The organism is Enterobacter cloacae complex sp. IR5418 (assembly GCF_049238105.1).
Classification (GTDB): domain Bacteria; phylum Pseudomonadota; class Gammaproteobacteria; order Enterobacterales; family Enterobacteriaceae; genus Enterobacter; species Enterobacter hormaechei.
This window is the reverse complement of record NZ_JBMKHS010000002.1, coordinates 224,346-249,775: the sequence shown is the minus strand read 5'-3', so window position 1 is coordinate 249,775 and position 25,430 is coordinate 224,346. Positions and strand designations below refer to the sequence as shown.

The following is a 25,430-nucleotide window of genomic DNA, read 5'->3' as shown; positions in this document are numbered from 1 at the left end:
AGATTTACACCACAGTGTTAAGCCGATCACTTTCAGCGGAATGCCTTACCCCAACACCATCGTACTCAACCGACAGGTACAGCATCGCCGTCCCTGCTCGTCGAATACCACGATCTCCCAGCTCTGGCTGGAACGCCCCAGATGCAGCGGCTGACACACGCCGCGTACCTTACCGTGAGAGACCGCGCGGTGGTGCGTGGCGTTCAGTTCCGTGCCCACCACGTTCTGCCCGTCACGGGTCATCAGAAAACCGGCCATTGAGCCGAGCGTTTCCGCCAGCGCCGCCGAGGCACCGCCGTGCAGCAGGCCAAACGGCTGATGGGTACGCGCATCCACCGGCATTTCGGCTTCCAGCGTATCGTCCCCGAGGCGGGTATAGACGATGCCAAGGTGCCCCACCATCGTGTTCTGGCTGGTGGCGTTCAGCTCATCGAGGGATAAATGACGTTTCCAGATCATTACGCCCCCAGCGTGGAGCCGCCGTCCACCACGATATCCTGCAAGGTGATATGGCTGGCGGCATCGGATGCCAGGAACAGCACCGTGCTGGCAATCTCCTGCGGACGCGCAATCTTGCCGAGCGGAATGCCGAGCTTGAACTGCTCGCCAAAGCCGCGAATGCGCTGCTGTTCGGCATCGTTGCTGGTCCACAGGGTGCGCTGCATGTCCGTATCCGTTGAGCCTGGCGACACCAGGTTACAGCGCACGCCGCTGCCCGCCAGCTCCAGTCCGACGGTCAGCGCCAGGCTTTTCAGCGCCGCTTTTGACGCGCCATAGGCGCTCATGCCGATGCGCGGCGTGTGCGCCGCGTCGGAGGCCACGGTGACAATCGCCCCACCCTGCTGACGGCGGAACTGGCCCATCGTCTGCTGGAACAGGTTGAACGCACCGCCGACGTTGACCGCAAAAGTCTGCTGCCAGTCCTCCTGCGAGAGCTGATCCGTCACCCCCATGCGCAGAATGCCCGCTGCGTTAACCAGCACGTCGAGCCGCTCAAGGATGCTGAGTAAACGCCCGCAGACGTCACTCACCTGCGCCGCGTCCGCCACGTCCAGCGTTTCGGTGGCAAACGGATAATCGCCCTGCGGGAAGGCCAGATCAAACCCGGTCACCTGCGCGCCCGCCTCCACAAACGCCAGCGCGGTCGCATAGCCAATGCCCTTACCCGCGCCCGTCACCCAGACCGTTTTGCCGGTAAAATCGAACCCCGCCATTACTTCACCTCGCGGGAGAGCAGCGCCCACCAGGCGTCGAGGGTCGGATTTTTTGCCAGCATCACAAAATCAATGTCGCCGTGCACTTTGCGCCAGCGGGCGGCCAGCGCCATCATGCGCACTGAATCCAGACCGAAGTCGATCAGGTTTTCGTCATCCATCGGCTCGTCGGACTCGTCCAGCAGCGGCAGGATCAGCTCACGCAGCGCGGCTTTCGTTGCCGGAACGGACGGCAGCAGCTCGTCGGTCATCACCACGCGGCCAGAGCGACCGGCCACGTATTTCAGCGACATCAGGTGCTCGTCGCGGGTGAAATCCGCCAGCGCGTCGGCGATAAAGAACGGCTTGATGTCGCGCATAAAGGCGTCGGTAGCGGTGGTCATGCAGCCGATGTGGGCGTACACGCCGGTGATCAAAAGCTGATTGCGGCCAGTCTCTTTCAGCATCTGTTCCAGCGGCGAGCGGTGAAACGCGCTGTAGCGCCACTTCACCAGCACGGTGTCCGCTTCGTCCGGGGTCAGCTCTGCGACGATGCGCTGCTGCTCCGGCGAGCGGGTCAGGCCCGGCCCCCACATGTCGTTGAGCAAGGCGCGGTCTTCGTCGCTCTGATCTTTCGGCTGCGCGGTGTAGTAGACTGGAATATTGTGCTCTTTGCAGTACGCGCGCAGTTTAGCGATGTTCGCCACTACCTGCTGCATCATGTCGCTGTTTTCGCCCCAGAAGTTCAGGAAGTACTCCTGCATATCGTGGATCAACAGTGCGGCGCGCTCCGGCTCAAACGCCCAGTTCACTTTACTGGTCGGCAGTTCGGCGGCGGTTGGCAGCGCGTATGCGGTTAATTTTGGAATGGCCATTCTCTGTTCCTCAGCCCCGGGCGCGTTCAGCAAGCCACAGGCGCAACTGTTTCTTATCAACTTTGCCGACCGGCGTGAGCGGAAGCGCATCCACGCTCTCCACGCGGTCCGGCAGCTTAAATTCGGCGACGCCCTGCTCGCGCAGGAAGCGGCGCACCTCCACCGCGCGCAGGGGCTGTTTCACCACCAGGTACGCGCAGCTTTTTTCGCCCAGCAGGCTGTCCTCCATGCTCACCAGCGCGGCGTGGATCACCGCGTCGTGGCGCAGCAGCAGGTTTTCGATCTCTTCGGCGGCGATCTTCTCGCCGCCGCGGTTGATCTGATCTTTCTCGCGCCCCTGCACGGTGATGTAACCTTGCTCATCGATGGCGATCAGATCGCCCGAGCAGTAGAAACCGTTGGCATCAAAGGCGCTGGCGTTGTGTTCCGGGCTGTTGAAATAGCCGCGGAAGGTGTACGGGCCGCGCGTCATCAGACGTCCGACTTCCCCGCGCGGCAGCGGGTTGCCGTCCTCATCCGCCACCCACACTTCATCGTCCGGGCACATCGGGCGGCCCTGGGTATTGATGATGCGCTCCGGCGCATCGTCGAGGGCGGTGTAGTTCACCAGCCCTTCCGCCATGCCAAACACCTGTTGCAGCTGGCAGCCAATTTCCGCCGGAATGCGCGCCGCCAGCGTGGCGGAGAGGCGTGCGCCGCCCACCTGGAGCAGCTCCAGGGATTTAAGCTGCGCGTTCCCCGCGCCGTCGGCAATCGCCTGCAACCACAGGCTGACCGCGGGCGGCACCAGCGAGGTGACGTTTATCTGATGCTGCTCAATCAGCGGGAAGCAGAGCGTGGCGCTCGGATCGTTCGCCAGCACCACGCAGCCGCCCGCCGTGAAAACGCCTAACGATCCCGGCGAGCTCATGGCGTAGTTATGCGCCGCGGGAAGCGCGTTCAGATACCGGGTGCGCGCAGTGATACCGCAGATTTCGTTGCTGCGGCGAATGCTGTAGTCGTAATCGTTATGCGTACGCGGGATCAGCTTCGGCGTGCCGGTGCTGCCGCCGGAGAGCTGGAAGAACGCCACTTCGTCGGCGGGCGTCGGGTTTGGGATGAAATTGTCCGCCGGGCGCGCAATCGCCGCTTCCAGCGCGTGTTCGCCCTTATCGCCGCGCAGCAGCACGACGCGTACCGAGCGATGCGCATCCACAAAAGTGTTGAGAAAATCATCGCCCGCGAACAGCGCGTGGTTGCGATCGGCAATCAGCACGGCGGGTTTGATCTGCAAGGCGTAAGCATTCAGTTCGCTACGCTGATGGCTAAAGAGCGCGTTAACCGGCGCGACGCCAATTTGCAGCAGTGCGAAGAAGGTGATGTAGAACTCGGCAACGTTGCCGAGCTGCACCAGCGCGGTCTCGCCGCGATGCAGCCCCTGCGCCTGAAGGGCGGACGCCAGGTTATTCACCGACTGATGAAACGCGCGGTAGGTGATGCGGCGATCGCCGTCAATAATCGCGACCGCATCGCTGTCCGCATGATCCGTCAGGATGTGGGTCAGGGGTCGATCCTGCCAGTAGCCTTTTTCACGGTAGCGACGGGCGAATTCCTCAGGCCAGCGGGTAAAGGGAATGGTCATGAGTCTTCCTTAGTGCAGGCCAAACACGTTGAGCATGGTGGAGAGCTTCACGCCCGTCTCGCGCCACTCGCCCACCGGGGAGGAAGCAGGCACAATGCCCGCACCGGCAAACAGGCGAACGGTATTGTGATGCAGCCGCGCGCAGCGGATAGTCACCACCCACTCGCCGTTGCCTTCGCTGTCGCACCAGCCAACGATGCCGCCGAACAGTTCACGGTCGAAGGGTTCCAGCTCGGCAATCAGCTCTTTTGCCGCCTGATGCGGGAAGCCGCTCAGGGCCGGGGTCGGGTGCAGCAGGCAGGCCAGCGTCAGGGCATTCTCGTTTTCACGCGCGTCACCTTCTACCGGCGTGGCCAGATGCCACAGCGTCGGCGTGGTGATGAGCTGCGGGGAAGACGGCATGCTCAGGTGATGGCTGCGCGGTTGCAGAAGGGTTTTCATCGCCTGGGTCACCAGGTCGTGTTCGTGACGATCTTTTTCGGAGGCCAGCAGCTTAGTGCCCGCTTCGCGATCCAGCACATCGTCCGGCTGACGGCGCGCGGAGCCTGCCAGCGGCAGCGAGCTAAAATGCGCGCCCTCTTTACGCAACAGCAGTTCCGGGCTGGCACCCAGCAGTACGCCGCCGTCTTCCAGCGGCACGTGAAAGTTAAAGCTCGCCGGGTTCTGGGCGATCAGGCGCTCCATCAGCGCGCTGCTATCAATCTGTTTGTCGGTGGCGATATCAATCAGGCGCGACAGCACCACCTTATTCACCCGCGGCGTGGCGGTGAGCGACGCGGCGCGAGCGACCATCTCTTCGAAAACCGGCTGCGGCGGGATCTCGGTGCGCTGCTGCACATTCAGCGTCTGCGCGCCGGAGGCGTAGCGTGCGGACTGCTGACGCGCCGGGCGGGAGAAGGTTTGCCAGCGTTGCGGAATATACAGCGACGACGGTTTGCGGGTATCGAAGGGGATCGCCCCGACCATCACCGGATGGGCAATGCCGCTGGCTTTCGCATTCCGGAAAGCCTGGGCTAGTTTCTGCTGAAAGGGACCTGCCGGATCGTCACCGCCGACGGCGGGTTCAGAAAAACGGGCAAAACAGCCGGACGTGGTAAAACTGCGGTAAGGCGACATAAAGAAAAAGCTGTCTGATTGCAGCGTAGTCGCGGTGTGCTGAACTTCCTCAGCCAGGGACGTGTCCATATCATCCTCCTTAAAATGATAAAAGAAGCAATAATGATTATCATTTATATTTTCGTCGGCTAACCTAATCCCACAGCGCCCCGCTGTCAACCATCGGGCAACTAACTTGTGTGACAAACGCTTGCATCCCTTCCCCGCAACCATGAAAATGAGAAGCATTATCTTAAATAAAAACAGGATGCCGCTCTGTGAAACTCCCTGCCGTTTGCCGCAATGCCCTTCTTCTGACAGGACTTTTTGTTTTAGGACTAACCTCAGCGGTCGCCGCCGACTGGCCGCGCCAGGTCACCGACAGCCGCGGTGTGTATACGCTTGAAAGCAAACCGACGCGCATTGTCTCCACCAGCGTGACCTTAACCGGCTCTCTGCTGGCGATTGACGCGCCGGTCATTGCCAGCGGTGCGACCACGCCGAACAACCGCGTGGCGGATGCGCAGGGCTTCCTGCGCCAATGGGGGGATATTGCAAAACAGCGTAATGTTGCCCGGCTGTACATCGGCGAGCCGAGCGCCGAAGCGGTCGCGGCCCAGATGCCGGACCTGATTTTGATCAGCGCCACCGGCGGGGATTCCGCGCTGGCGCTGTACGATCAGCTTTCCGCCATCGCCCCGACGCTTATCATTAACTACGACGACAAAAGCTGGCAGGAACTGCTCACCCAGTTGGGGACGATCACCGGGCACGAAAAACAGGCCGCTGAACGCATCGCTGCCTTTGATAAACAGCTCGCCCAGGTGAAACAGCAGATGAAACTGCCGCCGCAGCCGGTGAACGCCATCGTCTACACCGCCGCCGCGCACACGGCGAACCTGTGGACCGCGGAATCGGCGCAGGGCAAGCTGCTGCACCAGTTGGGCTTTGCGCTGGCGGCATTACCTGAGGGATTGCACACCTCGAAAAGCCAGGGCAAGCGCCACGACATCATTCAGCTGGGCGGGGAAAATCTGGCGACGGGGCTGAACGGCGAAGGGTTGTTCGTGTTTGCGGGCGACCAGAAAGATGTGGATGCGATTTACGCTAATCCGCTGCTGGCGCATCTGCCGTCGGTGAAGAACAAACGCGTCTGGGCATTGGGAACCGAGACGTTCCGCCTGGATTATTACAGTGCGATGTTGGTGTTGCAGCGTTTGAATTCAATTTTTAAATAAGTGGCACATTCCCCGTAGGCCCGGTAAGCGCAGCGCCACCGGGCGTTTTGTCGGGTGGCGGCTACGCCTTACCCGACCTACAGGGGCTGCCTGAACCGACGCAACTCCACCAATACCGCCAATAAAATCACGCCAATAACAGTTAACACAAACCCGCTGCTGCTCGCCGAGGCCACCGGGGTCATGATCGCCCCCAGCCCGCCGAGGATCGCCGCGCCGATCGCATCGCCCGTCACGTTCTGCGCGGTCCACAGGCCGTTAATGCGCCCGAGCATCCCTTCCGGCGTCTGGGTCTGGATCAGGGTGTACTGCAAAAGCGAACTGACGGCGCTCAGCCAGCCGAAAATCACCAGACACATTACCCCCAGTGCCCACACCGGCATCAGGCTGAAAAAGCCAATGGCGATAAACGAGGCCAGCGTGGCAAGCAGCATAATCAATCCCGGTCTCGCGCTCTGCGCCAGGTTGCCGCTGGTGAGTGCCCCGAAGGCCGCACCGAGCGGAATGGCGGCGTACAGCACGCCAATCTCCGAGGCGCTCATCTGCCACTCCCCCGCCAGCGCCGGGTAGAGCACGCGCACCGCGCTTGCCATCGTCAGCAATCCACCGAGCAGCGCAATGCCACCTATCAGCGGGTTGCTGAACAGAAAACGAATCGCAGCCATCAGCGATTTCAGCGGATGCTCGCGCGGCTGCGGCGGAGGCGGCAGGAGCGGCAGACGCAGCAGGGTCAGGGTGGTGATAAATGTTCCCGCCGCCGCCAGCCCGTAGTTCCACGCCACGTTGCCGGTCGCCAGCAACAGCCCGCCGACCATCGGCGAAATCACCGACCCGAGGCGCACGGTGAGCATGGTAATCGCCCCCGCCTGCATCAGGTTTTCGCGCCCGACCAGCGCGGGCGTGGCCGCCAGCAGCGCCGTCACGCCCAGCGAGGCAAAAAAGCCGTCCCACAGGCCCAGCGCGTAAATGGCAATCAGCGACGGCTCCGGCAGCATGGCGTTCAGGCACAGCCCGATAAAGCCCACGCCGCAGGTGCCGCGCGCCAGCAGGATCAGCTTCTTACGCTCGTAGCGGTCCGCCAGCACGCCGCCGACCATCAGGCCGATAAACATCGCCCCGCCGGTTAAGGTGACGGATAACCCCACCAGCCAGCTGGAGTGGGTCATGGCTTGGATCTGTACCGGCACGGTGACGCCGAGCAGGCCGAGGGACAAAATGGAAATAAAGCGAGCGATAAAAACGGCGCGATACGCCGGGTGCGTTTTCAGCAGGCTGAGGTTGAGCAGCCAGGATTTTTGATTCATGACAAAGCCTTGAGTCTAATTCTACCCATTCCATGGGCGCACATGCTAACATAGCCAAATAAGATAGATAACGATAATCACTATCATTATCAAATCATGGATGTTGCTATGTCGTTTTCCTCTTCTGCGGTGCGCGCCGTTGCCGTGCCCGCGTTATTGCTACTGCTAATCCTTGCGATTGCACTCAGCCTGCTGGTCGGCGCGAAGCCGCTGCCCGCGTCCGTTATCGTTGATGCGCTCTCCGGTTCCTGCCAGAGCGCCGACTGCACCATCGTGCTCGACGCGCGCCTGCCCCGCACCCTTGCCGGACTGCTGGCCGGTGGCGCGCTCGGCCTTGCCGGTGCCCTGATGCAAACCCTCACCCGCAACCCGCTGGCGGACCCCGGCATTCTCGGCGTGAACAGCGGTGCCAGCTTTGCCATTGTGCTCGGCGCGGCGCTGTTCGGGTTGACGTCGCCCTCTGAACAGCTGGTGATGGCCTTTTGCGGCGCGCTGGCCGCCTCGCTGGTGGTCGCGTTTACCGGCAGTCAGGGCGGCGGTCAGCTCAGCCCGGTACGTCTGACGCTGGCGGGCGTGGCGCTCGCGGCGGTGCTGGAAGGCTTGTCCAACGGCATCGCCCTGCTCAACCCGGACGTGTATGACCAGCTGCGCTTCTGGCAGGCTGGTTCGCTGGATATTCGTACCCTTGAAACCTTAAACGTGGTGGTGATCCCGGTGATTGTCGCCGCCGCCGTGGCGCTCTTTTTAAGCCGATCGCTGAACAGCCTGAGCCTCGGCAGCGACACCGCGACCGCCCTCGGCAACCGCGTGGCGCGCACGCAGCTGACGGGTCTGCTCGCCATCACGGTGCTGTGCGGCAGCGCGACCGCCGTGGTCGGTCCCATTGCCTTTATCGGCCTGATGATGCCGCACATGGCGCGCTGGCTGGTGGGGGCGGATCACCGCTGGTCGCTGCCGGTCACGCTGCTGGCGACCCCTGCCCTGCTGCTGTTTGCCGACGTACTGGGCCGCCTGCTGGTGCCGGGTGAACTGCGCGTCTCGGTGGTCAGCGCCTTTATCGGCGCGCCGGTGCTGATCTTCCTGGTACGACGCAGACCGGGAGGTAGCGCATGATGGCTCCATCCCGTCGTTTACTCACCAGCGTCTCCCTGCTGGTCGTCGCCAGTCTGCTGCTGGCGGTCTGGAGCCTGCAAAGCGGCGCGGTGACGCTCGATTTTGCGCAGGTATTTAACGCCCTCATTGGCAGCGCGCCGCGCAACATCACCATGGTGGTGACGGAGTGGCGACTGCCGCGCGTGGCGATGGCGATCCTGGTCGGCGCGGCGCTCGGGGTCAGCGGCGCGATATTCCAGTCGCTGATGCGTAACCCGCTGGGCAGCCCGGACGTGATGGGCCTGAATACCGGCGCGTGGAGCGGCGTGCTGGTGGCGATGGTGCTGTTCGGGCAGCATCTGACGGCGATCACCTTTACGGCGATGGCGGGCGGCATTCTCACCTCCCTGCTTATCTGGGCGCTGGCCTGGCGCAACGGCATCGACACCTTCCGCCTGATCATCATCGGCATCGGCATCCGCGCCATGCTGATGGCCTTTAACACCTGGCTTCTGTTGCAGGCGTCGCTGGAAACCGCGCTCTCCGCCGGGCTGTGGTACGCCGGTTCCCTCAACGGCCTGACGTGGGGCAAAACCTGGCCCGCCGCACCGCTGATAGTGCTGATGTTTATCGGCGCGCTGCTGCTGGTGCGGCGCATGCGCCTGCTGGAGATGGGCGACGACAGCGCCTGCGCGCTGGGCGTGAGTGTCGAGCGTTCGCGCCTGCTGCTGATGCTGGTCGCCGTACTGCTGACCGCCGCCTCTACCGCCATCGCCGGGCCGATCTCGTTTATCGCCCTTGTCGCGCCGCATATCGCGCGGCGTCTTAGCGGTACGGCGCGCTGGGGATTAACCCAGGCGGCGCTGTGCGGCGCGCTGCTGCTGCTGGCTGCCGATCTCTGCGCCCAGCGGCTGTTTATGCCTTATCAACTGCCGGTGGGCGTGGTAACCGTCAGCCTCGGCGGGATTTACCTCATCGTCTTGCTCGTTCAGGAGTCACGCAAGAAATGACAGATTCAACCACCCGCTTGCGCGGCGAAAACTTGACCCTCGGCTACGGCAAAAAAATCATTGCCCGTGACTTATCCGTCGCCATTCCGGACGGCCACTTCACCGCCATTATTGGCCCGAACGGCTGCGGCAAATCGACACTGCTGCGCACGCTGAGCCGCCTGATGTCGCCGGTTGAGGGCAGCGTGTATCTCGACGGGGAGCAGATCCAGCGCTTCGCCAGCAAAGAGGTGGCGCGCCGAATTGGTCTGCTGGCGCAAAACGCCACCACGCCGGGAGACATTACGGTGCAGGAGCTGGTCTCGCGCGGACGCTACCCGCACCAGCCGCTGTTTACCCGCTGGCGCAAAGAGGACGACGAGGCGGTGAAGCGCGCGATGCAGGCGACGGGGATCACCGATCTCGCGCAGCAAAGCGTGGACACCCTCTCCGGCGGACAGCGCCAGCGGGCGTGGATCGCCATGGTGCTGGCGCAGGAAACCGCCATTATGCTGCTGGACGAGCCAACGACCTGGCTCGATATCAGCCATCAGATTGACCTGCTGGAGTTGCTGAGCGAGCTGAACCGCACGCAGGGGTATACCCTGGCGGCGGTGCTGCATGATTTAAACCAGGCATGCCGCTACGCGACGCATCTGATTGCCTTGCGAGACGGCGAAATTGTGGCGCAGGGCGCGCCGAAGGAGATTGTGACGCCGGATCTGATCGCGCAGATCTACGGCATGCGCTGCATGATTATCGACGATCCGGTGGCGGGTACGCCGCTGGTGGTGCCGTTAGGTCGGCGGTAATTGCCGGGTGGCGGCTACGCCTTACCCGGCCTACATTTTGCTCCCGTAGGCCCGGTAAGCGCAGCGCCACCGGGCATTTGCACTATCCTAAAATTTCCTTCAGTACCGGCCCTATCTTCTCAAACGCCTGCGGTGAAATGATATCCACGTGGGCGCAGTCCTGACTGTACACCTCCAGCTCACTCACCCACGGCGACCACGCAACATGCGGATCCATCGTTCGCGTGCGCTCGGCAACAAACAGCGTCGCTTTGCCGTCAAATCGCGTGCTGTGCGCCGTAGTGAGCAGCCGCACCGCGTCCGCGTAGTTGCCTTCAATGGCGTTAAACAACTCGCCGGAGCCCTGCCCCTGCTGGGCGGCGATAAACGCCTGACGCTCGCGCTCGATCTCCGCCAGCACCTCCGGGTCGAGGCCGTTGGCCTCTTTCTCCGACCAGTTCTGGGTTTCCGGCGGCCAGGTATCCAGCAGGCCGAGGAACGCCACCGCTTCACCCTGCTCGCGCAGACGCGCCGCAATGCCCTGCGCCAGCGTGCCGCCGAGGGAATAGCCGAACAGATAATACGGCCCCTGCGGCTGCTGCTTACGCAACGTAGCCAGGTGGTGCTCAATGACCCCATCCAGATCCGCACATTGCTGCATCGGCCCGTCAGGTCGGGGAGACTGAATGCCGATGATTGACCAGCGCGGGCTGAGGTAGCGCGCCAGCACGCTAAACTGCCAGGCAAAGCCGGACGCCGGATGGAAGCAGAACAGCGTGGGGCCGCTGCTTTCACGCAGCGGGAGAAGGGCTTCATACCCCAGACGCTGCGCCTGCTCGTCGCTCATCTGCGAGTCCAGCAGCGCGCTGAGCTTGCTCACCGTCGAGGCGACCATAACCTGCCCCGGCGTGACCTTGCGGTTAAACGCGCGGCTGAGCTGCGCCGCGAGGCGCATCGCCAGCAACGAGTGACCGCCGAGGGCAAAGAAGTCGGCTTCGATATCGTTCACCGCGCAGCCCAGCAGGAGAGAAAACGCCTTTGCGACGGCGACTTCGGTTTCCGTCTCCGGCGCGCGGCCGGAGGTTTTACTGGTCAGCTCCGGCAGCGGCAGCGCCTTGCGATCCAGCTTGCCGTTGGCGCTGAGCGGCAGCGCGCTGATTTGCAGCACCACCACCGGCACCATATGCGGCGGCAGCCGGGCTTTAAGTGATTCCAGCAGCGCATCGCGATCCAGCGGTAAGCCGGATTCGGAAACCACATAGCCCACCAGCTGGCGGGCATCCCCGCCCGTGGCTGCGGCCTGGTTGAACACGCAGGCGTGGGCCACGGCCTGCGCCACATCCGGCAGCGCGAGCATCGCCCGGTCAATTTCGCCCAGCTCAATGCGCTGACCGCGAATTTTGAGCTGATCGTCGCTGCGGCCCAGATATTCCACCGCGCCGTTGTCCAGCCAGCGGGCAACGTCGCCGGTGCGGTACATGCGCTCGCCGGGGGCGAACGGATCGGCGATAAAACGGCTGGCGGTGAGGTCCGGACGGCCCAGATACCCCTGCGCCAGCTGAATGCCGGTGAGATACAGATCCCCCGCCACGCCAAACGGCACCGGGCGCATCATCGCGTCCAGAATGCGCAGCCCCGTATTCCACACCGGGAAGCCGATCGGCACGCTGTTGCCCTCCACCGCCGCCAGTTCAGGGCCAAATGCCGGATACCAGCTGACGTCCACCGCCGCTTCGGTTGGGCCATAGAGGTTGTGCAACGGTACATGAGTGAGCTGCTCCCACTCGCGGCACAGCGCCGTTGGCAGCGCCTCGCCGCTACAGAACACCTGCTTCAGCGTCCTGCAACAGTCGACGTTTTCCGGCGTCAGCGAGGCGACGAACGCCGCCAGCATCGACGGCACGAAGTGGGTGGTGGTTACGCCATATTCTGCGAAGAAGCTCTGCATCGCCTGCGGATCGCGGTGCGCGTCCGGCTCGGCCATCACCAGCTTCGCCCCGACGATAAACGGCCACCAGAACTCCCACACCGACACGTCAAAGCTGCACGGCGTTTTCTGCGCCACCACATCCGTCGCATCCAGCGGGTAATGATCCTGCATCCATTTCAGGCGGTTAACGATGGCGGTATGCCCGACCATCACGCCTTTCGGGCGTCCCGTCGAACCGGAGGTGAAGATGATGTACGCGGTCTGCTCCGGCGTCGCCAGCCGCAGAGGTTCAGCATCGGTGGTCGGCAATAGTATATTGTAACTAAAAGCAGGAATAGGCAGATCGCTAAAGCGCGAGAGCTGCTCGTCGGTGGTAATGAGCAACGAAGGTTTGGCATCCTCCAGCATCATCCGCAGACGGTCGTCCGGGTAGCCGGTATCCAGCGGCAGCCACGCGGCCCCTGCTTCAACAATGCCGTGCAGCGCCAGGGTCAGAAACACCGAGCGCGGGAGGGCCACCGCCACGCTGTCGCCCGGCTTCACGCCGCGCGCGCGCAGCAGGTTTGCCAGCGCGACCACCTGCTCGCGCATCTGACGATAGCTGAGTTCAATATGGGCGTCCGCCAGCGCGGGGGCGTCCGGCGTTTTGCCTGCCTGCTCCGCCACCAGATCCGCCAGCGTGGTGGACGGTAGCGCCAGCCCGGTATCGTTGATGCGCGCCAGCTGCTGATATTCCTGCTCCGATACGGTTTCCACATCGCCACAGCGCAGGTTCGGGCTGGCGGCAAACTGCGTCAGCATCGCGTTCAGGCGCGCCGCGTGACGCTTCAGCGTCGCCTCGTCGTAACGCTGCTTATTGGCGAGGATCTCAATGCTTAATCCGCCCTGCTCGTCCGGGAACAGCGCCAGTTCGAGATCGTTTACCGGGCCGGTCGCCAGCGTGTGGGTGATGGCCTCCACGCCGTCGAGATCCAACTGATAATCAAACACTTTGACGTTCAGCACCGGACCGAACAGGGCTTCGTCGCCCGCGGCCTTCCCGCTGTCGCGCACGATCTGCTCGGCGTCGTAACGCTGATGGCGGCGCATTTTTTTCAGCTGGTTCGCCAGGCGCAGCGCCAGTTCCGGCAGGCTCTCCTGCGGATGAATGTTCACCGCCAGCGGCAGGACGTTGAGCACCGGGCCGGTCGCGGTCAGCGCGGCAGACCCCATGCGGCGCATAAAGATAAACCCGGCGGCGTAATCCAGCCGTCCGGTCAGGCGGCCCAGCCACAGCGCCACCAGCGCAAGGGCCAGATCGGTGCGCTGCACCTGCCCTGCCGCCTGTGCAATCTGGCTAAAGGCGCGAGCGTCCATTGCAATTTTCAGGCGCAGGATGTCGGTGGTGGCGGCGCGTCCCGGCAGCGGCGCGGAAGAGAGCGAGACCGGAGAAGGCAACTGCCTGCGCTGTTCGGCCCAGAAGGCACCGTCACGCGCGTATGCCTCGCTGTCGCGATAGCGCTGATACTCCTCCACCACCTCGGCAAACGGCGTAAACGGGGAGGCAGGCGTCGGTTCACCTTTCTGCCACGCGGCGTAAATGGCGGCGATCTGACGGGTAATAGCCGGGAAACTGAAGCCATCTATCACCAGATGGTGATAACGCTGATACCAGTACCAGTGACTTTCGCCCACCTGAATCAACTGGTGAAACGCCAGCGTCTGACCGCTGTCGACGCGCAGATTCTGGTTGAGATCGGCCTCCATCAGCGCCACGGCGGCGTCGTGGGAGTCAACGTGAACGATGGACGGCTCCGGCAGGATCATGGCCTCATCAACCCACTGCCACGCCTCGCCGTTATCCTCGGTGAAACGCATCCGCAGGGTGTCGGCCTGCATCATGCCTTCAGCAATCGCTTTTGCCAGCAATGGTGCGTCGATAGCGCCTTTCAGTTCGGTATAGTGCGCCACGCTCCAGGCGTTTGGCAGGGAGGAAAGCTGCTCTGCCATCCAGATCCCCGGCTGGGCGGCGACGAGAGGAAGACGGTTCATGCGCGCTCCCCCGCAAAATAAGACGGCTCAAGCGTCTGCCAGTATTCTGCCAGCCACTGCTGGCACGCCTCCTGAGATTGCGGTTCGCAGACCACGCGCCAGCCCGCGGGCAGCTCGCACTGCTGCGGCCACAGGCTGTATTGCCCGTGGTCATTTTGCAAAATGGCGAACTGTCCCTGCGGATTATCGAAAGGATTGCTGAATTCCATACAGACTCCGTTAATGAATAAGCGGCTGCCAGAGGGTCATCAGCCCCTGCGTCAGCCCACCGCGCCAGCAAAGCGCATCGTGTCCGCCGTCAACCTGACGCCAGAAAACCGACTGCTGCGTGTGTAGTTCGGCGAGGATCGCCTGGTTTGCGCGTAAGATAAGCGGCTCGTTGCGCCCGGCCTCAAGGACGATGCGCAGCCCGCGAGCGGTTTTTTCACCCGCTTTGAGTTGTTCGATGAGCAGCCCGTCCTGCGGTGCGCCGCGGTGCGGCCACCAGTAGGATCCGGACTGGCTAAGGATGCAGCCAAAACGCTGCGGCCAGTTGAGGCCCGCGTAGAGGGAAGAAAGCCCGCCGAAGCTCTGGCCTGCCACCACGGTACGGTCGGGGCGGTCGCTGAACGGGGCAATGTTGTTTACCTGCGGGAGAAGTTCTTCCTGCACCGCCAGCCAGAAATCGGGGTTACACGGCAACTCGCGGCTGCGGTGCGCGGTGTCAATCACGTCGATTAAGACATAGACCGCAGGCGGCAGCTTGCCGTCGCGCGTGAGTGACGCCAGCGCAGGCCAGACGGGCATGCTTTCGGCCCAGAACTGCCCGTCGAGCAGCACCGCCAGCGGGCGATCGGGGCGGTCATCCCCGGTGGTAAAAATCCACACGCGGCGACGGTTCTTCAGACGCGCACTGTTCCACTCAATGCAGACAGGCTTTTTGTAAGGGGCATCGGGATGGTTCCAGCCCGGCTGTACGGGTGCCTCCGGCATCTCCAGCGCCGAGACGGCGTGCCCGCGCCCGCCGCGCCAGCTCTGGGCATTCAGCGGGTCGGACACCGCGTGCGGCAGCAGCTTACGCCAGCCTTCGCGCAGCGCCATGCGGTCCGGCTGCGCGCCGTCAAACACGGCATCGGCAAAATCATTTTCATTATCGGAGGGGATAAAACAGTAGCTGCCGCGCCATTCGGGGCTGAACTCCCCCTGCCACTGCCAGACGTCGGTATCCGGGATGCGTTCAAGGGACTGCGGACGGGCATTCTGATGGTGATCGGTCACGCCGGTGACGTAGAGCCAGACGCGTTTCACCGTGGATGTTTTCTGCGTGCCTGCCGGGTCCCGCCACCAGAAAGTGACGCGATAGTTTTCCTGATGACGTTCCCATTCCGGCCCGTTTTTCGCCTGCCACCACGCTTCACTTCCGGTTGTTAACGCCGTCACCCTTATAACCCCATGTTTCACAGTCTTTTTTGTTTCAGAGCAAATTTTATTGATAATATTATTGATAACTATTTGCATTTGCAATAGCGTATTGCCCGCGCTGTGGGAAGCGCGTTCATAAATAACCATAAAAGCGGGACGTACAATGAATAAGAAGATTCACTCTCTGGCCTTGCTGGTCAATTTAGGGATTTATGGCGTCGCGCTGCCCGCCATGGCAGACGACAACACCGCCTCCGCGCAGCACGAAGACACCATGGTGATCACCGCCGCCGAGCAGAATTTGCAGGCGCCGGGCGTGTCGACCATCACCGCCGATGAAATCCGCAAAAACCCGCCCGCGCGGGACGTGGCGGAAATCATCCGCACCATGCCGGGCGTTAACCTGACCGGCAACTCCACCAGCGGCCAGCGCGGGAACAACCGTCAGATTGACATTCGCGGCATGGGCCCGGAAAACACCCTGATCCTGATCGACGGCAAGCCGGTCACCAGCCGCAACTCCATCCGTCTGGGCTGGCGTGGCGAGCGCGATACGCGCGGTGATACCGGCTGGGTGCCGCCGGAGATGATCGAACGCATCGAAGTGATCCGCGGCCCGGCTGCGGCCCGCTACGGTAACGGCGCGGCAGGCGGCGTGGTAAACATCATCACCAAAAAATTCGACGACCAGTGGCACGGCTCCTGGAACACCTACCTGAACGCGCCTGAACATAAAGACGAAGGTTCCACCAAACGCACCAACTTCAGCCTGAGCGGTCCGCTGGGCGGCGACTTCAGCTTCCGTATGTTCGGTAACCTGGACAAAACCCAGGCCGACGCGTGGGACATCAACCAGGGTCACCAGTCCGAACGCACGGGCGCTTACGCCAACACCCTGCCCGCAGGCCGTGAAGGTGTAGAGAACAAAGACATCAACGGCGTGGTGCGCTGGGACTTCGCGCCTATGCAGTCGCTGGAGTTTGAGGCAGGCTACAGCCGCCAGAACAACCTGTATGCGGGCGATACGCAGAACACCAACAACGACAACGCGCTGGTGAAGAAAAACTACGGTAAAGAGACTAACCGTATCTATCGTCAGAACTTCGCGGTGACCTGGAATGGCGGCTGGGATAACGGCATCACCACCAGCAACTGGGCGCAGTACGAGCACACCCGCAACTCCCGCCTGGGCGAAGGGCTGGCGGGCGGGACGGAAGGCCTGTTCAACAGCAATAAATTCACCGACACCGATCTGGCAGACGTGATGCTGCACAGTGAAATCAACCTGCCGATTGATTTCATCGTTAACCAGAACCTGACGCTGGGTACCGAGTGGAACCAGCAGCGGATGAAGGACTCCATCTCGTTCTCGCAAACCCAGCAGGGCGGCACCATCCCGGGCATGAGCGAAGACCGTAGCCCGTACACCTCAGCGGAGATCTTCTCCCTGTTCGCTGAAAACAACATGGAGCTGACCGACAGCACCATGCTGACCCCTGCCCTGCGCTTCGATCACCACACTATTGTCGGCAATAACTGGAGCCCGTCGCTCAACCTGTCGCAAGGTCTGGGCGATGACTTCACCCTGAAGATGGGCATTGCGCGCGCCTATAAAGCACCAAGCCTGTACCAGACCAACCCGAACTACCTGCTCTACAGTAAAGGCCAGGGCTGCTACGCCAGTTCCGACGGCGTGGGCTGCTACATGATGGGTAACGACGATCTGAAAGCCGAAACCAGCATCAACAAAGAGATCGGCCTGGAGTGGAAACGCGACGGCTGGCTGGCGGGCGTGACCTGGTTCCGCAACGACTACCGCAACAAGATTGAAGCGGGTTACGCGCCGATTGGCCAGACGTCCACCAGCAAAGTCACCACCGATATCTACCAGTGGGAAAACGTGCCGAAGGCGGTGGTGGAAGGTCTGGAAGGCTCCCTGAACGTGCCGGTCAGCGACACGATTAACTGGACCAACAACATCACTTACATGCTGCAAAGCAAGAACAAGGAGACCGGCGACCGTCTGTCGATCATCCCGGAGTACACGCTGAACTCAACCCTGAGCTGGCAGGTACGCCAGGATGTGTCATTGCAGTCGACCTTCACCTGGTACGGCAAGCAGCAGCCGAAGAAATACAACTACAAGGGCCAGCCGGTGACCGGGTCTGAGAAAGACGAAGTCAGCCCGTACAGCATCGTTGGCCTGAGCGCGACCTGGGACGTGACCAAAAACGTCAGCCTGACCGGCGGCGTGGACAACGTCTTCGACAAGCGCCAGTGGCGCGCGGGTAATGCCCAGACGACCGGAAATGCCACCACCGGTGCGTATATGTACGGTGCGGGTGCGTATACGTATAATGAACCGGGTCGCACCTGGTACATGAGCGTCAATACGCGTTTTTAAGGCACTGAAGTCAATCCTTCCCTCTCCCCTCCGGGGAGAGGGTCAAGGTGAGGGAAAAACCATGCACACCACCCACAGCACATTTTCTCTCGCCGGCCACACCCTCCACCGCATCACCTTCGACTCCGCCACCTTTACCGACGCCGATCTCCTCTGGCTCCCCCATCACGCACTGCTCGCTGACGCCGGACGCAAACGCAAGGCCGACCACCTGGCAGGCCGCATCGCCGCCGCACATGCATTGAACGATCGCCCCGTTCCCGGCATCGGCCCCAGCGGGGAACCGCTCTGGCCGGACGGCGTTTCCGGCAGCATCACCCACAGCGGCACGCAGGCCATGGCAGTGGTGGTCCGCGATCGACAGGCGCTTATCGGCATTGATTGCGAAACGATCCTGCCCGAATACGAAGCCAGAGAAATAAAGGATGGGATCGTCGATGTGCAGGAAGAACGTGTACTTACCCGTACGGGATACCCGTTTGCCCTCGCCCTGACGCTGGCGTTCAGCGCCAAAGAGAGCCTGTTCAAGGCCCTCTTTCCGCGGGTGAAATCATATATGGGTTTTGACTGCGCCCGCGTAACGGCGCTCGACGCACAGACGATTACGCTGGTATTGACCCGTCAACTTGCAGTCTTTAACGAAGGCGCCACCTTCACCCTGCACTGGCAGCTGCACGGCGAACAGGTCATCACCCTGCTGTCACACGCTCCTGGCGACGAGCCTTCACGCTGGTAACGGCAAACGTCACGATAAACACCATCGCGAACAGGACCACAATGGTCGGCGCAGGCGCGCTGTCGAGATAAAACGACGCATACACGCCGCTGACCGACACCAGTGCTGAAACGGCGACCGCCACCAGCAGCGCCATGTGGAAGCGTCGGGTGATCAGCACCGCCACCGCGCCGGGGGCGATCAGCAGTGAAATTGAGAGAATGATCCCCACCGCCTTCAGCGTCGCGACGATGGTCAGCGAGACCATGCACAGTAAGCCGTAGTGCAGCCAGCGGGTGCGCAGCCCGCTCGCCTGCGCCTGCTGATAGTCAAAGCAGAACAGCAGAAAGTCCCGCCACTTCAGGCCAATCACCAGCGCAATCAGCCCCGCCACCAGACCGCTTTGCAGAATGTCCATGCCGTTTATGCCCAGCATATCGCCGAACAGGATGTGGTCGAGATGCACCTCGGGTTTGATGGCGATGTAGAGGATCAGCCCGGCACCGAACATGCCGGAAAAGACGATCCCCATGACCGTATCCTGCTTAATGCGGCTGTTGTCCTTCAGGTATCCGGTGGCGACCGCGCAGAACAAACCAGCCACAAACGCGCCCAGCGCCAGCGGCAGGCCCATCATCCACGCCAGCACGACGCCGGGAAACACCGCATGACTCATGGCGTCGCCCATCAGCGCCCAGCCTTTGAGCACCAGAAAAACCGAGAGCAGCGCACAGGGCACGGCCACCAGGAGTGAAACCAGCAGGGCGTTGTTCATAAACGCAAACTGGAAGGGCTCAAGAAGCAGCGTCATCATGGCTGCGCCTCCCGCGCGCGACGGCGGCTGGCAAGCAGCCCGTGCTTCGGCGCAAACACAAATGCCAATAAGAACAGCAGCGTCTGGGCAACGACGATAATGCCGCCTGTCGCGCCGTCCAGGTAATAGCTGGCCCACGCGCCGAGGAAGCTGGTGATGCTGCCAATGGCGACGGCAATCATCAGCAGGCGCGGAAAGCGATCGGTCAGCAGCCACGCGGTCGCGCCGGGCGTGACCACAAGGCAGATCACCAGAAACGCGCCGACGGTTTGCAGCGCCGCCACGGTAGAGACCGCCAGCAGCGTGAAGAAGAGAATTTTCAGGCGTTCCGGACGCAGGCCGATGGCGCGGGCGTGGTTCTCATCAAAAAAGGTCACCATCAGATCTTTCCATTTGAGCAGCAGGATAACCATCGACACCGCGCCGATAATCGCCAGCTGGACGATATCTTCCGGCGCAATGGCGAGGATATTGCCGAGCACGATGGTCTGAATGTTCACCGAGGTCGGGTTGAGCGAGACCATAAACAGCCCCAGCCCGAAAAAGGAGGAGAAGATCAGCCCGATAATGGCGTCCTCTTTCAGACGGCTGCGCTGGTTGAGAAACAGCATGCTGCCCGCCGCCAGTCCGCCGGATAAAAACGCCCCCAGCGAAAACGGCAGCCCGAGCATGTAAGCGCCCGCCACGCCGGGCACGATGGAGTGCGACAGCGCATCGCCGATCAGCGACCAGCCTTTGAGCATCAGATAGCAGGAGAGAAACGCGCACAGCCCGCCCACCATCGCCGAGACCCACATCGCGTTGAGCATGTACTCGTAGCCGAAGGGTTCGAGAAGCGCGTTCATTTGGCCTCCTGGCGGTGCGTCACGAAGGGGCGCTCGTCGTCGGTAATAATGCGATCTTCCGAGCCGCTGAGCACCACGTGGCGCAGCACGCCGCTGAAGGCGCGCTCCAGGTTGTCGGCGGTAAAGGTGGTGTCCGTCGGGCCGCTCGCCAGCACGGTGCCTTTGACCATCACCGTGTAATCGCAAAACTCTGTGACCGAGCCTAAGTTGTGGGTCGAGACCAGCATGGTTTTGCCCTCGTCGCGCAACTCCCGCAGCAGGCTGATGATCCTGGCTTCGGTTTTGACGTCCACGCCGGTAAACGGCTCGTCGAGCAGGATCACCTCACCCTGCTGGGCAATCGCCCGCGCCAGAAACACCCGCTTCTTCTGCCCGCCGGACAGCTCGCCGATCTGCCGATGGCGCAGCCCGAGCATATCCACGCGCTTCAGGGCGTCGGTGACGATCTGCTTATCGCGATCTCTGGGCCGACGCAGAAATCCCATATGCCCGTAGCGGCCCATCATTACCACGTCTTCAACCAGCACCGGAAACGACCAGTCAACCTCTTCCGACTGCGGCACGTAGGCGACCAGGTTCTGACGCAGCGCCCGGTGAGGCGGCAGCCCGAGAATAGAGATAGTGCCGCTCGCCGCCCGCACAAAGCCCATCACCGCCTTAAACAGGGTTGACTTGCCGGATCCGTTCACCCCCACCAGCGCGGCAATCGATCCGCCCGGTACGCTGAACGATGCGTCGCGCAGCGCCGTGTGGCCGTTGCGGTAGGTCACGGTTACGTCTGAGACAACAATCCCCTTCTGCATGGTTACTCCTTCATCCCGTCACGGATGCCCTGCACCAGCGTGCGGGTGGTGACGTTCAGCAGATCGATATAAGTCGGCACCGGGCCGTTTTCCGCGCTCAGGGAGTCAACGTACAGCACACCGCCATAGTGGGCGCCGGTTTCCCGCGCCACCTGACGGGCGGGCTTATCTGAGACCGTGCTTTCGCTGAACACCGCCGGGATGTGATGTTTTTTCACCAGATCGATCACCTTGCGCACCTGCTGGGGCGTGCCCTGCTGATCGGCGTTGATCGGCCAGAGGTAAAGCTCCTTCATTCCAAGATCCCGCGCCAGATAGGAGAAGGCGCCTTCGCTGGTCACCATCCAGCGCTTGTCTTCCGGGATCGCCGCGACCTGCTTACGCAGCGGTTCGAGGGTAGCGGTGATCGTCTGCTTGTAGGCTTCCGCGTTGCGCTGGTACGTCTTCGCGTTGGCCGGATCGTACTTCACCAGCGCGTCGCGGATGTTATCGACATAAATCAGGGCGTTGTCCGGCGACATCCACGCGTGCGGGTTGGGCTTGCCGTTATACGGCCCTTCGCTAATCCCCATCGGCGTAATGCCTTTGGTGACAATCACCTCCGGCACGCCGTTCAGATGCTGATAAAAACGCTGGAACCACAGCTCCAGATTCATGCCGTTCGCCAGGATCAGCTGCGCCTTCTGCGCGCGTTTGATATCCCCCGGCGTGGGCTGGTACTCGTGGATTTCCGCGCCCGGTTTGGTGATGGAGGTGACGTCTGCGGCATCCCCCGCCACGTTTTTCGCCATATCAGCAATGACGGTAAAAGTGGTGATAACCTGGAACTTTTCAGCCGCCAGCGCGCCCGTGGTGGTCGCGGTCATGAGCAGCGCGCCGAGCAACAGACGCTTCAATCCTTGCCGTGGATGCATCGCAGAAGTCTCCTGAGGTGATTAAATTCAAAGCAAAATTAGCCCGTGCTATAAGGTATAGCACAGGCTATATTTAAATGAAAATAGTTATCATTAAAGTTGTGTCAATGAAGGGCGTGCCTGATGGCGCTTCGCTTATCAGGCCTACGGTAAAGCAGATTGTAGGCCGGGTAAGCGCAGCGCCACCCGGCAAGAGGGCTGCCTACTGCCCGGCAAGGGCCTTATAAAACGCAGGATTCTCCCGAATCACGTTAAGTACCTTCGCCGCCAGCCCGGTTGGGTTACGGCGTTTGGACTCCCAGCTTTTTATCGTATCGACGCTCGTGCCAAGCGCCTTCGCCATTTCGCTTTGCGTGATATTGAGTTGCTCTCTAATGGCGCGCACATCAGCAATTTCATAGCGGGTTACTCTGGAAGCTGCTTTCCTTCTGCTGTGGATCTCAACGGCTTCTTCAAGCGAAGTTTTGAGTTCATCATAGATGCTCATTTTATACCTCGGAATAACATAAAGGTGTACATAGTACACTCTTAGTTAAAGATATAATAAGCTCTATTCGAAAAGTACAGGGCCAGATTCATAACAATCTGGCCCTGTACTTTCATGCGCTTTATTCAGATCAAACTTTAAACATCCGGAAACATCACGCTGTTCCCCGGCGCTTCCCTGTGCAGATGGATAAAGTTCAGGTGCCGTTCATACTGGTCCAGAATGTCCGTGATCACCTGCTCCTTGCTGTAATCCATCAGATCATTCCCCTGGCTGCCCTCCAGCAGGAAGGTCTCCAGCCGGTAGTAGGTCGACTTCCCGCTGCGCGCCCGGTAGGTGAACCCGGGCACCGAATACTGCTGCGGCCAGATCTGATAGACAAAGTTCTGCTCGTCGCCCATGTGCACCAGCAGATCCAGGTGCCCCAGGGTTTCGCCCTCCTCCGGTGGCAGGTTTTTCAGCTCCACGTAAGCACCGCGCAGCTTCAGCTCCTGCGCCACCTCTTCCATCGCCGGGAAGCACACCGTCTCCATCATCTGGCTGGTATAGCGCGTGCCCGGGTAGTTCATCAGGCGCGAGAGGCGTTTTTTCCAGCTCAGCCTGTCCTGCGCGCCCAGCGGACGCGGGGCGGTGTCGCGACTGGCGCTGACGCGGCGGTAGTCTTCCACCTTAAGCGATTTATACAGCCCGGCCATCACGAAGAAGATCACGAAGCTGAACGGCAGTCCCATGATCACCGTGGTGTTCTGCAATGCCGAAATGCCGTTGGTCATCAGCATGCCGAGCGTCAGCAGGCCAATGGCGACAGACCAGAAGATGCGCAGCCAGTTCGGCGCGTCGCTGTTAATGTCCTTCAGCTTCGAGGTGAAGTTCCCCAGCACCAGCGCGCCGGAGTCTGCCGAGGTGACGTAAAACAGCAGGCCGGTGATGGTTGCCACAGAGGCGCTAAAGGTGAACGCCGGGTACTGCGCCAGCAGGCTGTAGAAGCCGCGCTCCGGGTGCGCCATCGCTTCCTGGGCAAAGGTCGCGTTGCCGTGGATGATCTCATGCAGCGCGCTGTTGCCGAAAATCGACAGCCACAGCAGGGTGAAGGTGAACGGGATGATCAGCGTGCCCATCACAAACTGACGGATAGTGCGCCCGCGTGAAATACGCGCCAGGAACAGGCCGACAAACGGCGACCACGCCACCCACCACGCCCAGAAGAACAGCGTCCAGTTGTTCATCCACTCCACCGGACGGTCAAAGGCGAAGCTGTTCAGCGTCATGCCCATAAAGCGGTTCACATAGTCGCCCACGTTCAGCACTAAGGCATTGAGCAGGAATGAGGTGTCGCCCATAAACAGCACGAACAGGATCAGGCCCAGCGCCAGCGCCACGTTCAGCTCGGAGAGCACGCGGATGCCTTTATCCACGCCAGACGTCACCGAAATGGTGGCGATGATCACCGACAGCGCAATCAGCGCCGCTTTGGCCGCCATCGAATCCGGGATATCAAACAGCACGCTCAGCCCGTAGTTGAGCTGCACCACGCCAATCCCGAGCGTGGTCGCGATGCCGAAGATGGTGCCGATCACCGCCGCGATGTCGACCGTGTGACCAATCGGACCGTTAATTTTTTTACCGAAGATCGGGTAGAGCGCGGAGCGGATGGTAAGGGGCAAATTATAACGATAGCTAAAGTATCCGAGCGCCATGCCCATCAGGGCGTACATTGACCAGCCCGTCAGGCCGTAGTGGAACAGCGTCCAGACCATCGCCTGGCGCGCGGCCTCCATGGTCTGCCCTGCCCCTTCCGGCGGCTGCATATACTGCGTGACCGGTTCCGCCACGGAGAAGAACATCAGGTCGATGCCGATGCCCGCGGCAAACAGCATCGCGGCCCAGCTCAGCAGGCTGAACTCGGGCTTGGACTGCTCCGGCCCGAGCTTCACCGACCCAAAGCGCGAACAGGCAATGCAGACGACGAAGACGATATAAAGCGTCGCCGCCAGCAGGTAGTACCAGCCGAAGGTCTTCGACACCCAGTTCAGGGTGTGCCCAATCCACTCGGCAGAAAAATCACGAAAGAAGATCGTTGTCAGGGAAAACAACAAAATCAGCCCGGCGGAAGTATAAAAAACGACCGGGTTGATTTTGTCTTTTTCTCTGTCCTGTGAAAGGTCTGTCATCCAGTATCCCCACTGTTTTTGTAACTATTGAAATCCAAAATCGTAACAATTAAGACACATTTTATATTGAACGTCCAATCAAAAACCGCTTTAATGTATTACCAACGCTGATGAATGGAGTGGCAAAAATGCCCAAAGTGGGGATGCAGCCGATCCGGCGCAGGCAGCTTATCGACGCCACGCTGGAAGCAATAAATGAAGTGGGAATGCATGACGCAACCATCGCGCAAATCGCCCGTCGGGCGGGCGTGTCCACGGGGATCATCAGCCACTACTTCAAAGACAAAAACGGTCTGCTGGAAGCGACCATGCGCGACATCACCGGTCAGTTGCGCGATGCGGTATTAAGCCGTTTACGCGCCCTGCCAGACGGCAGCGCAGAGCAGCGTTTGCAGGCGATCGTCGGCGGCAATTTTGATGAAACCCAGGTCAGCGGCGCAGCGATGAAGGCCTGGCTGGCCTTCTGGGCGAGCAGCATGCATCAGCCGATGCTCTACCGTTTGCAGCAGGTCAGCAGCCGCCGGTTGCTCTCAAACCTGGTGTACGAGTTCCGCCGCGAGCTGCCGCGTGAACAGGCTGAAGAGGCGGGCTACGGCCTCGCCGCGCTGATCGACGGGCTGTGGCTGCGCGCTGCGCTGAGCGGCAAACCGCTGGATAAAACCCTGGCCCAGTCGCTCACCAGCCACTTTATCAGCCAGCATTTACCGACCGACTAAC

General features: G+C 61.4%; 22 protein-coding genes. 7 read left to right on the top strand and 15 right to left on the bottom strand.

Features of this window, described 5'->3' with window-relative positions:
- Positions 1-45 precede the first annotated feature (45 nt).
- Genes entH through entC form a run of 5 tightly spaced genes read right to left on the bottom strand, consistent with a single transcriptional unit; the run spans position 46 to position 4,874 of the window.
- Entirely contained in the window at positions 46-459 is a 414-nt protein-coding gene (gene entH, locus ACOTX7_RS02840; protein WP_006809673.1) for a proofreading thioesterase EntH, read from the bottom strand.
- Positions 459-1,214 carry a 2,3-dihydro-2,3-dihydroxybenzoate dehydrogenase gene (entA, locus tag ACOTX7_RS02835; RefSeq protein WP_221813038.1) on the bottom strand — a complete coding sequence of 252 codons (756 nt, stop codon included), beginning with the start codon at positions 1,212-1,214 and terminating at the stop codon, positions 459-461. The genes entH and entA overlap by 1 nt, the downstream gene beginning before the upstream one ends.
- Entirely contained in the window at positions 1,214-2,068 is an 855-nt protein-coding gene (locus ACOTX7_RS02830; RefSeq protein WP_221257049.1) for an isochorismatase, read from the bottom strand. The genes entA and ACOTX7_RS02830 overlap by 1 nt, the downstream gene beginning before the upstream one ends.
- A gap of 10 nt (positions 2,069-2,078) precedes the next feature.
- On the bottom strand, positions 2,079-3,689 hold the full coding sequence (gene entE, locus ACOTX7_RS02825) for a (2,3-dihydroxybenzoyl)adenylate synthase (protein ID WP_221257048.1): 1,611 nt from the start codon (positions 3,687-3,689) through the stop codon (positions 2,079-2,081).
- A gap of 9 nt (positions 3,690-3,698) precedes the next feature.
- On the bottom strand, positions 3,699-4,874 hold the full coding sequence (gene entC, locus ACOTX7_RS02820; protein WP_221257047.1) for an isochorismate synthase EntC: 1,176 nt from the start codon (positions 4,872-4,874) through the stop codon (positions 3,699-3,701).
- A gap of 188 nt (positions 4,875-5,062) precedes the next feature.
- Here entC and fepB point away from each other — a divergent pair, with 188 nt between their 5' ends.
- Complete coding sequence (gene fepB / locus ACOTX7_RS02815; protein ID WP_221257046.1) at positions 5,063-6,022, top strand: Fe2+-enterobactin ABC transporter substrate-binding protein; 960 nt, start codon at positions 5,063-5,065, stop codon at positions 6,020-6,022.
- A gap of 77 nt (positions 6,023-6,099) precedes the next feature.
- Here the strand turns inward: fepB and entS are convergent, their stop codons facing one another.
- Entirely contained in the window at positions 6,100-7,326 is a 1,227-nt protein-coding gene (entS, locus tag ACOTX7_RS02810) for an enterobactin transporter EntS (protein ID WP_221257045.1), read from the bottom strand.
- Positions 7,327-7,434: 108 nt separating this feature from the next.
- Here entS and fepD point away from each other — a divergent pair, with 108 nt between their 5' ends.
- The 3 genes from fepD to fepC are packed head-to-tail and all read left to right on the top strand — an operon-like array spanning position 7,435 to position 10,219.
- Positions 7,435-8,439, top strand: coding sequence for a Fe(3+)-siderophore ABC transporter permease (gene fepD, locus ACOTX7_RS02805; protein WP_221257044.1), 1,005 nt, complete (start codon positions 7,435-7,437; stop codon positions 8,437-8,439).
- Complete coding sequence (gene fepG, locus ACOTX7_RS02800) at positions 8,439-9,428, top strand: iron-enterobactin ABC transporter permease (RefSeq protein WP_221257217.1); 990 nt, start codon at positions 8,439-8,441, stop codon at positions 9,426-9,428. Before fepD ends, fepG begins: the two co-directional genes overlap by 1 nt.
- The gene (gene fepC, locus ACOTX7_RS02795; protein ID WP_221257043.1) at positions 9,425-10,219 is read left to right on the top strand and encodes an iron-enterobactin ABC transporter ATP-binding protein; all 795 of its coding nucleotides are present in this window, start codon (positions 9,425-9,427) and stop codon (positions 10,217-10,219) included. Before fepG ends, fepC begins: the two co-directional genes overlap by 4 nt.
- Positions 10,220-10,301: 82 nt before the next feature.
- On the opposite strand, the gene entF is transcribed toward fepC, so the two are convergent.
- From entF to fes, 3 genes are read right to left on the bottom strand one after another with little or no spacing between them, the layout of a single operon-like run.
- Positions 10,302-14,159, bottom strand: a complete 3,858-nt coding sequence (gene entF / locus ACOTX7_RS02790) for an enterobactin non-ribosomal peptide synthetase EntF (RefSeq protein WP_221813035.1) — start codon at positions 14,157-14,159, stop codon at positions 10,302-10,304.
- Positions 14,156-14,368: an MbtH family protein gene (locus tag ACOTX7_RS02785; RefSeq protein WP_047355409.1), complete on the bottom strand. Its 213-nt coding sequence runs from the start codon at positions 14,366-14,368 to the stop codon at positions 14,156-14,158. The genes entF and ACOTX7_RS02785 overlap by 4 nt, the downstream gene beginning before the upstream one ends.
- Positions 14,369-14,378: 10 nt before the next feature.
- A complete protein-coding gene (gene fes / locus ACOTX7_RS02780) occupies positions 14,379-15,578 on the bottom strand; it encodes an enterochelin esterase (protein WP_221257041.1) in 1,200 nt (399 codons plus the stop codon).
- A gap of 145 nt (positions 15,579-15,723) precedes the next feature.
- On the opposite strand from fes, the gene ACOTX7_RS02775 reads away from it, so the two are divergent.
- Both ACOTX7_RS02775 and entD read left to right on the top strand, forming a co-directional pair.
- Complete coding sequence (locus ACOTX7_RS02775) at positions 15,724-17,964, top strand: TonB-dependent siderophore receptor (RefSeq protein ID WP_221813033.1); 2,241 nt, start codon at positions 15,724-15,726, stop codon at positions 17,962-17,964.
- Between the two features lie 61 nt (positions 17,965-18,025).
- A complete protein-coding gene (entD, locus tag ACOTX7_RS02770) occupies positions 18,026-18,700 on the top strand; it encodes an enterobactin synthase subunit EntD (protein ID WP_221813032.1) in 675 nt (224 codons plus the stop codon).
- On the opposite strand, the gene ACOTX7_RS02765 is transcribed toward entD, so the two are convergent.
- From ACOTX7_RS02765 to betT, 6 genes are all read right to left on the bottom strand, one after another.
- Positions 18,654-19,493 (bottom strand): metal ABC transporter permease, encoded by an 840-nt coding sequence (locus ACOTX7_RS02765; RefSeq protein WP_221257039.1) that lies wholly within the window; start codon positions 19,491-19,493, stop codon positions 18,654-18,656. The two genes, entD and ACOTX7_RS02765, sit on opposite strands and share 47 nt — an antisense overlap.
- Complete coding sequence (gene sitC, locus ACOTX7_RS02760; protein WP_221257038.1) at positions 19,490-20,338, bottom strand: metal ABC transporter permease; 849 nt, start codon at positions 20,336-20,338, stop codon at positions 19,490-19,492. Before sitC ends, ACOTX7_RS02765 begins: the two co-directional genes overlap by 4 nt.
- Complete coding sequence (gene sitB / locus ACOTX7_RS02755; protein ID WP_221257037.1) at positions 20,335-21,141, bottom strand: manganese/iron ABC transporter ATP-binding protein; 807 nt, start codon at positions 21,139-21,141, stop codon at positions 20,335-20,337. The genes sitC and sitB overlap by 4 nt, the downstream gene beginning before the upstream one ends.
- 2 nt (positions 21,142-21,143) lie before the next feature.
- Positions 21,144-22,055, bottom strand: a complete 912-nt coding sequence (locus ACOTX7_RS02750) for a metal ABC transporter substrate-binding protein (RefSeq protein WP_221257036.1) — start codon at positions 22,053-22,055, stop codon at positions 21,144-21,146.
- Between the two features lie 202 nt (positions 22,056-22,257).
- Positions 22,258-22,542, bottom strand: a complete 285-nt coding sequence (gene nadS / locus ACOTX7_RS02745; RefSeq protein WP_221813030.1) for a NadS family protein — start codon at positions 22,540-22,542, stop codon at positions 22,258-22,260.
- A gap of 137 nt (positions 22,543-22,679) precedes the next feature.
- On the bottom strand, positions 22,680-24,713 hold the full coding sequence (gene betT, locus ACOTX7_RS02740; protein WP_006809692.1) for a choline BCCT transporter BetT: 2,034 nt from the start codon (positions 24,711-24,713) through the stop codon (positions 22,680-22,682).
- Between the two features lie 128 nt (positions 24,714-24,841).
- Between betT and betI the strand changes: the two genes are divergently transcribed.
- Positions 24,842-25,429, top strand: coding sequence for a transcriptional regulator BetI (betI, locus tag ACOTX7_RS02735; RefSeq protein ID WP_003858827.1), 588 nt, complete (start codon positions 24,842-24,844; stop codon positions 25,427-25,429).
- Position 25,430 lies beyond the last annotated feature (1 nt).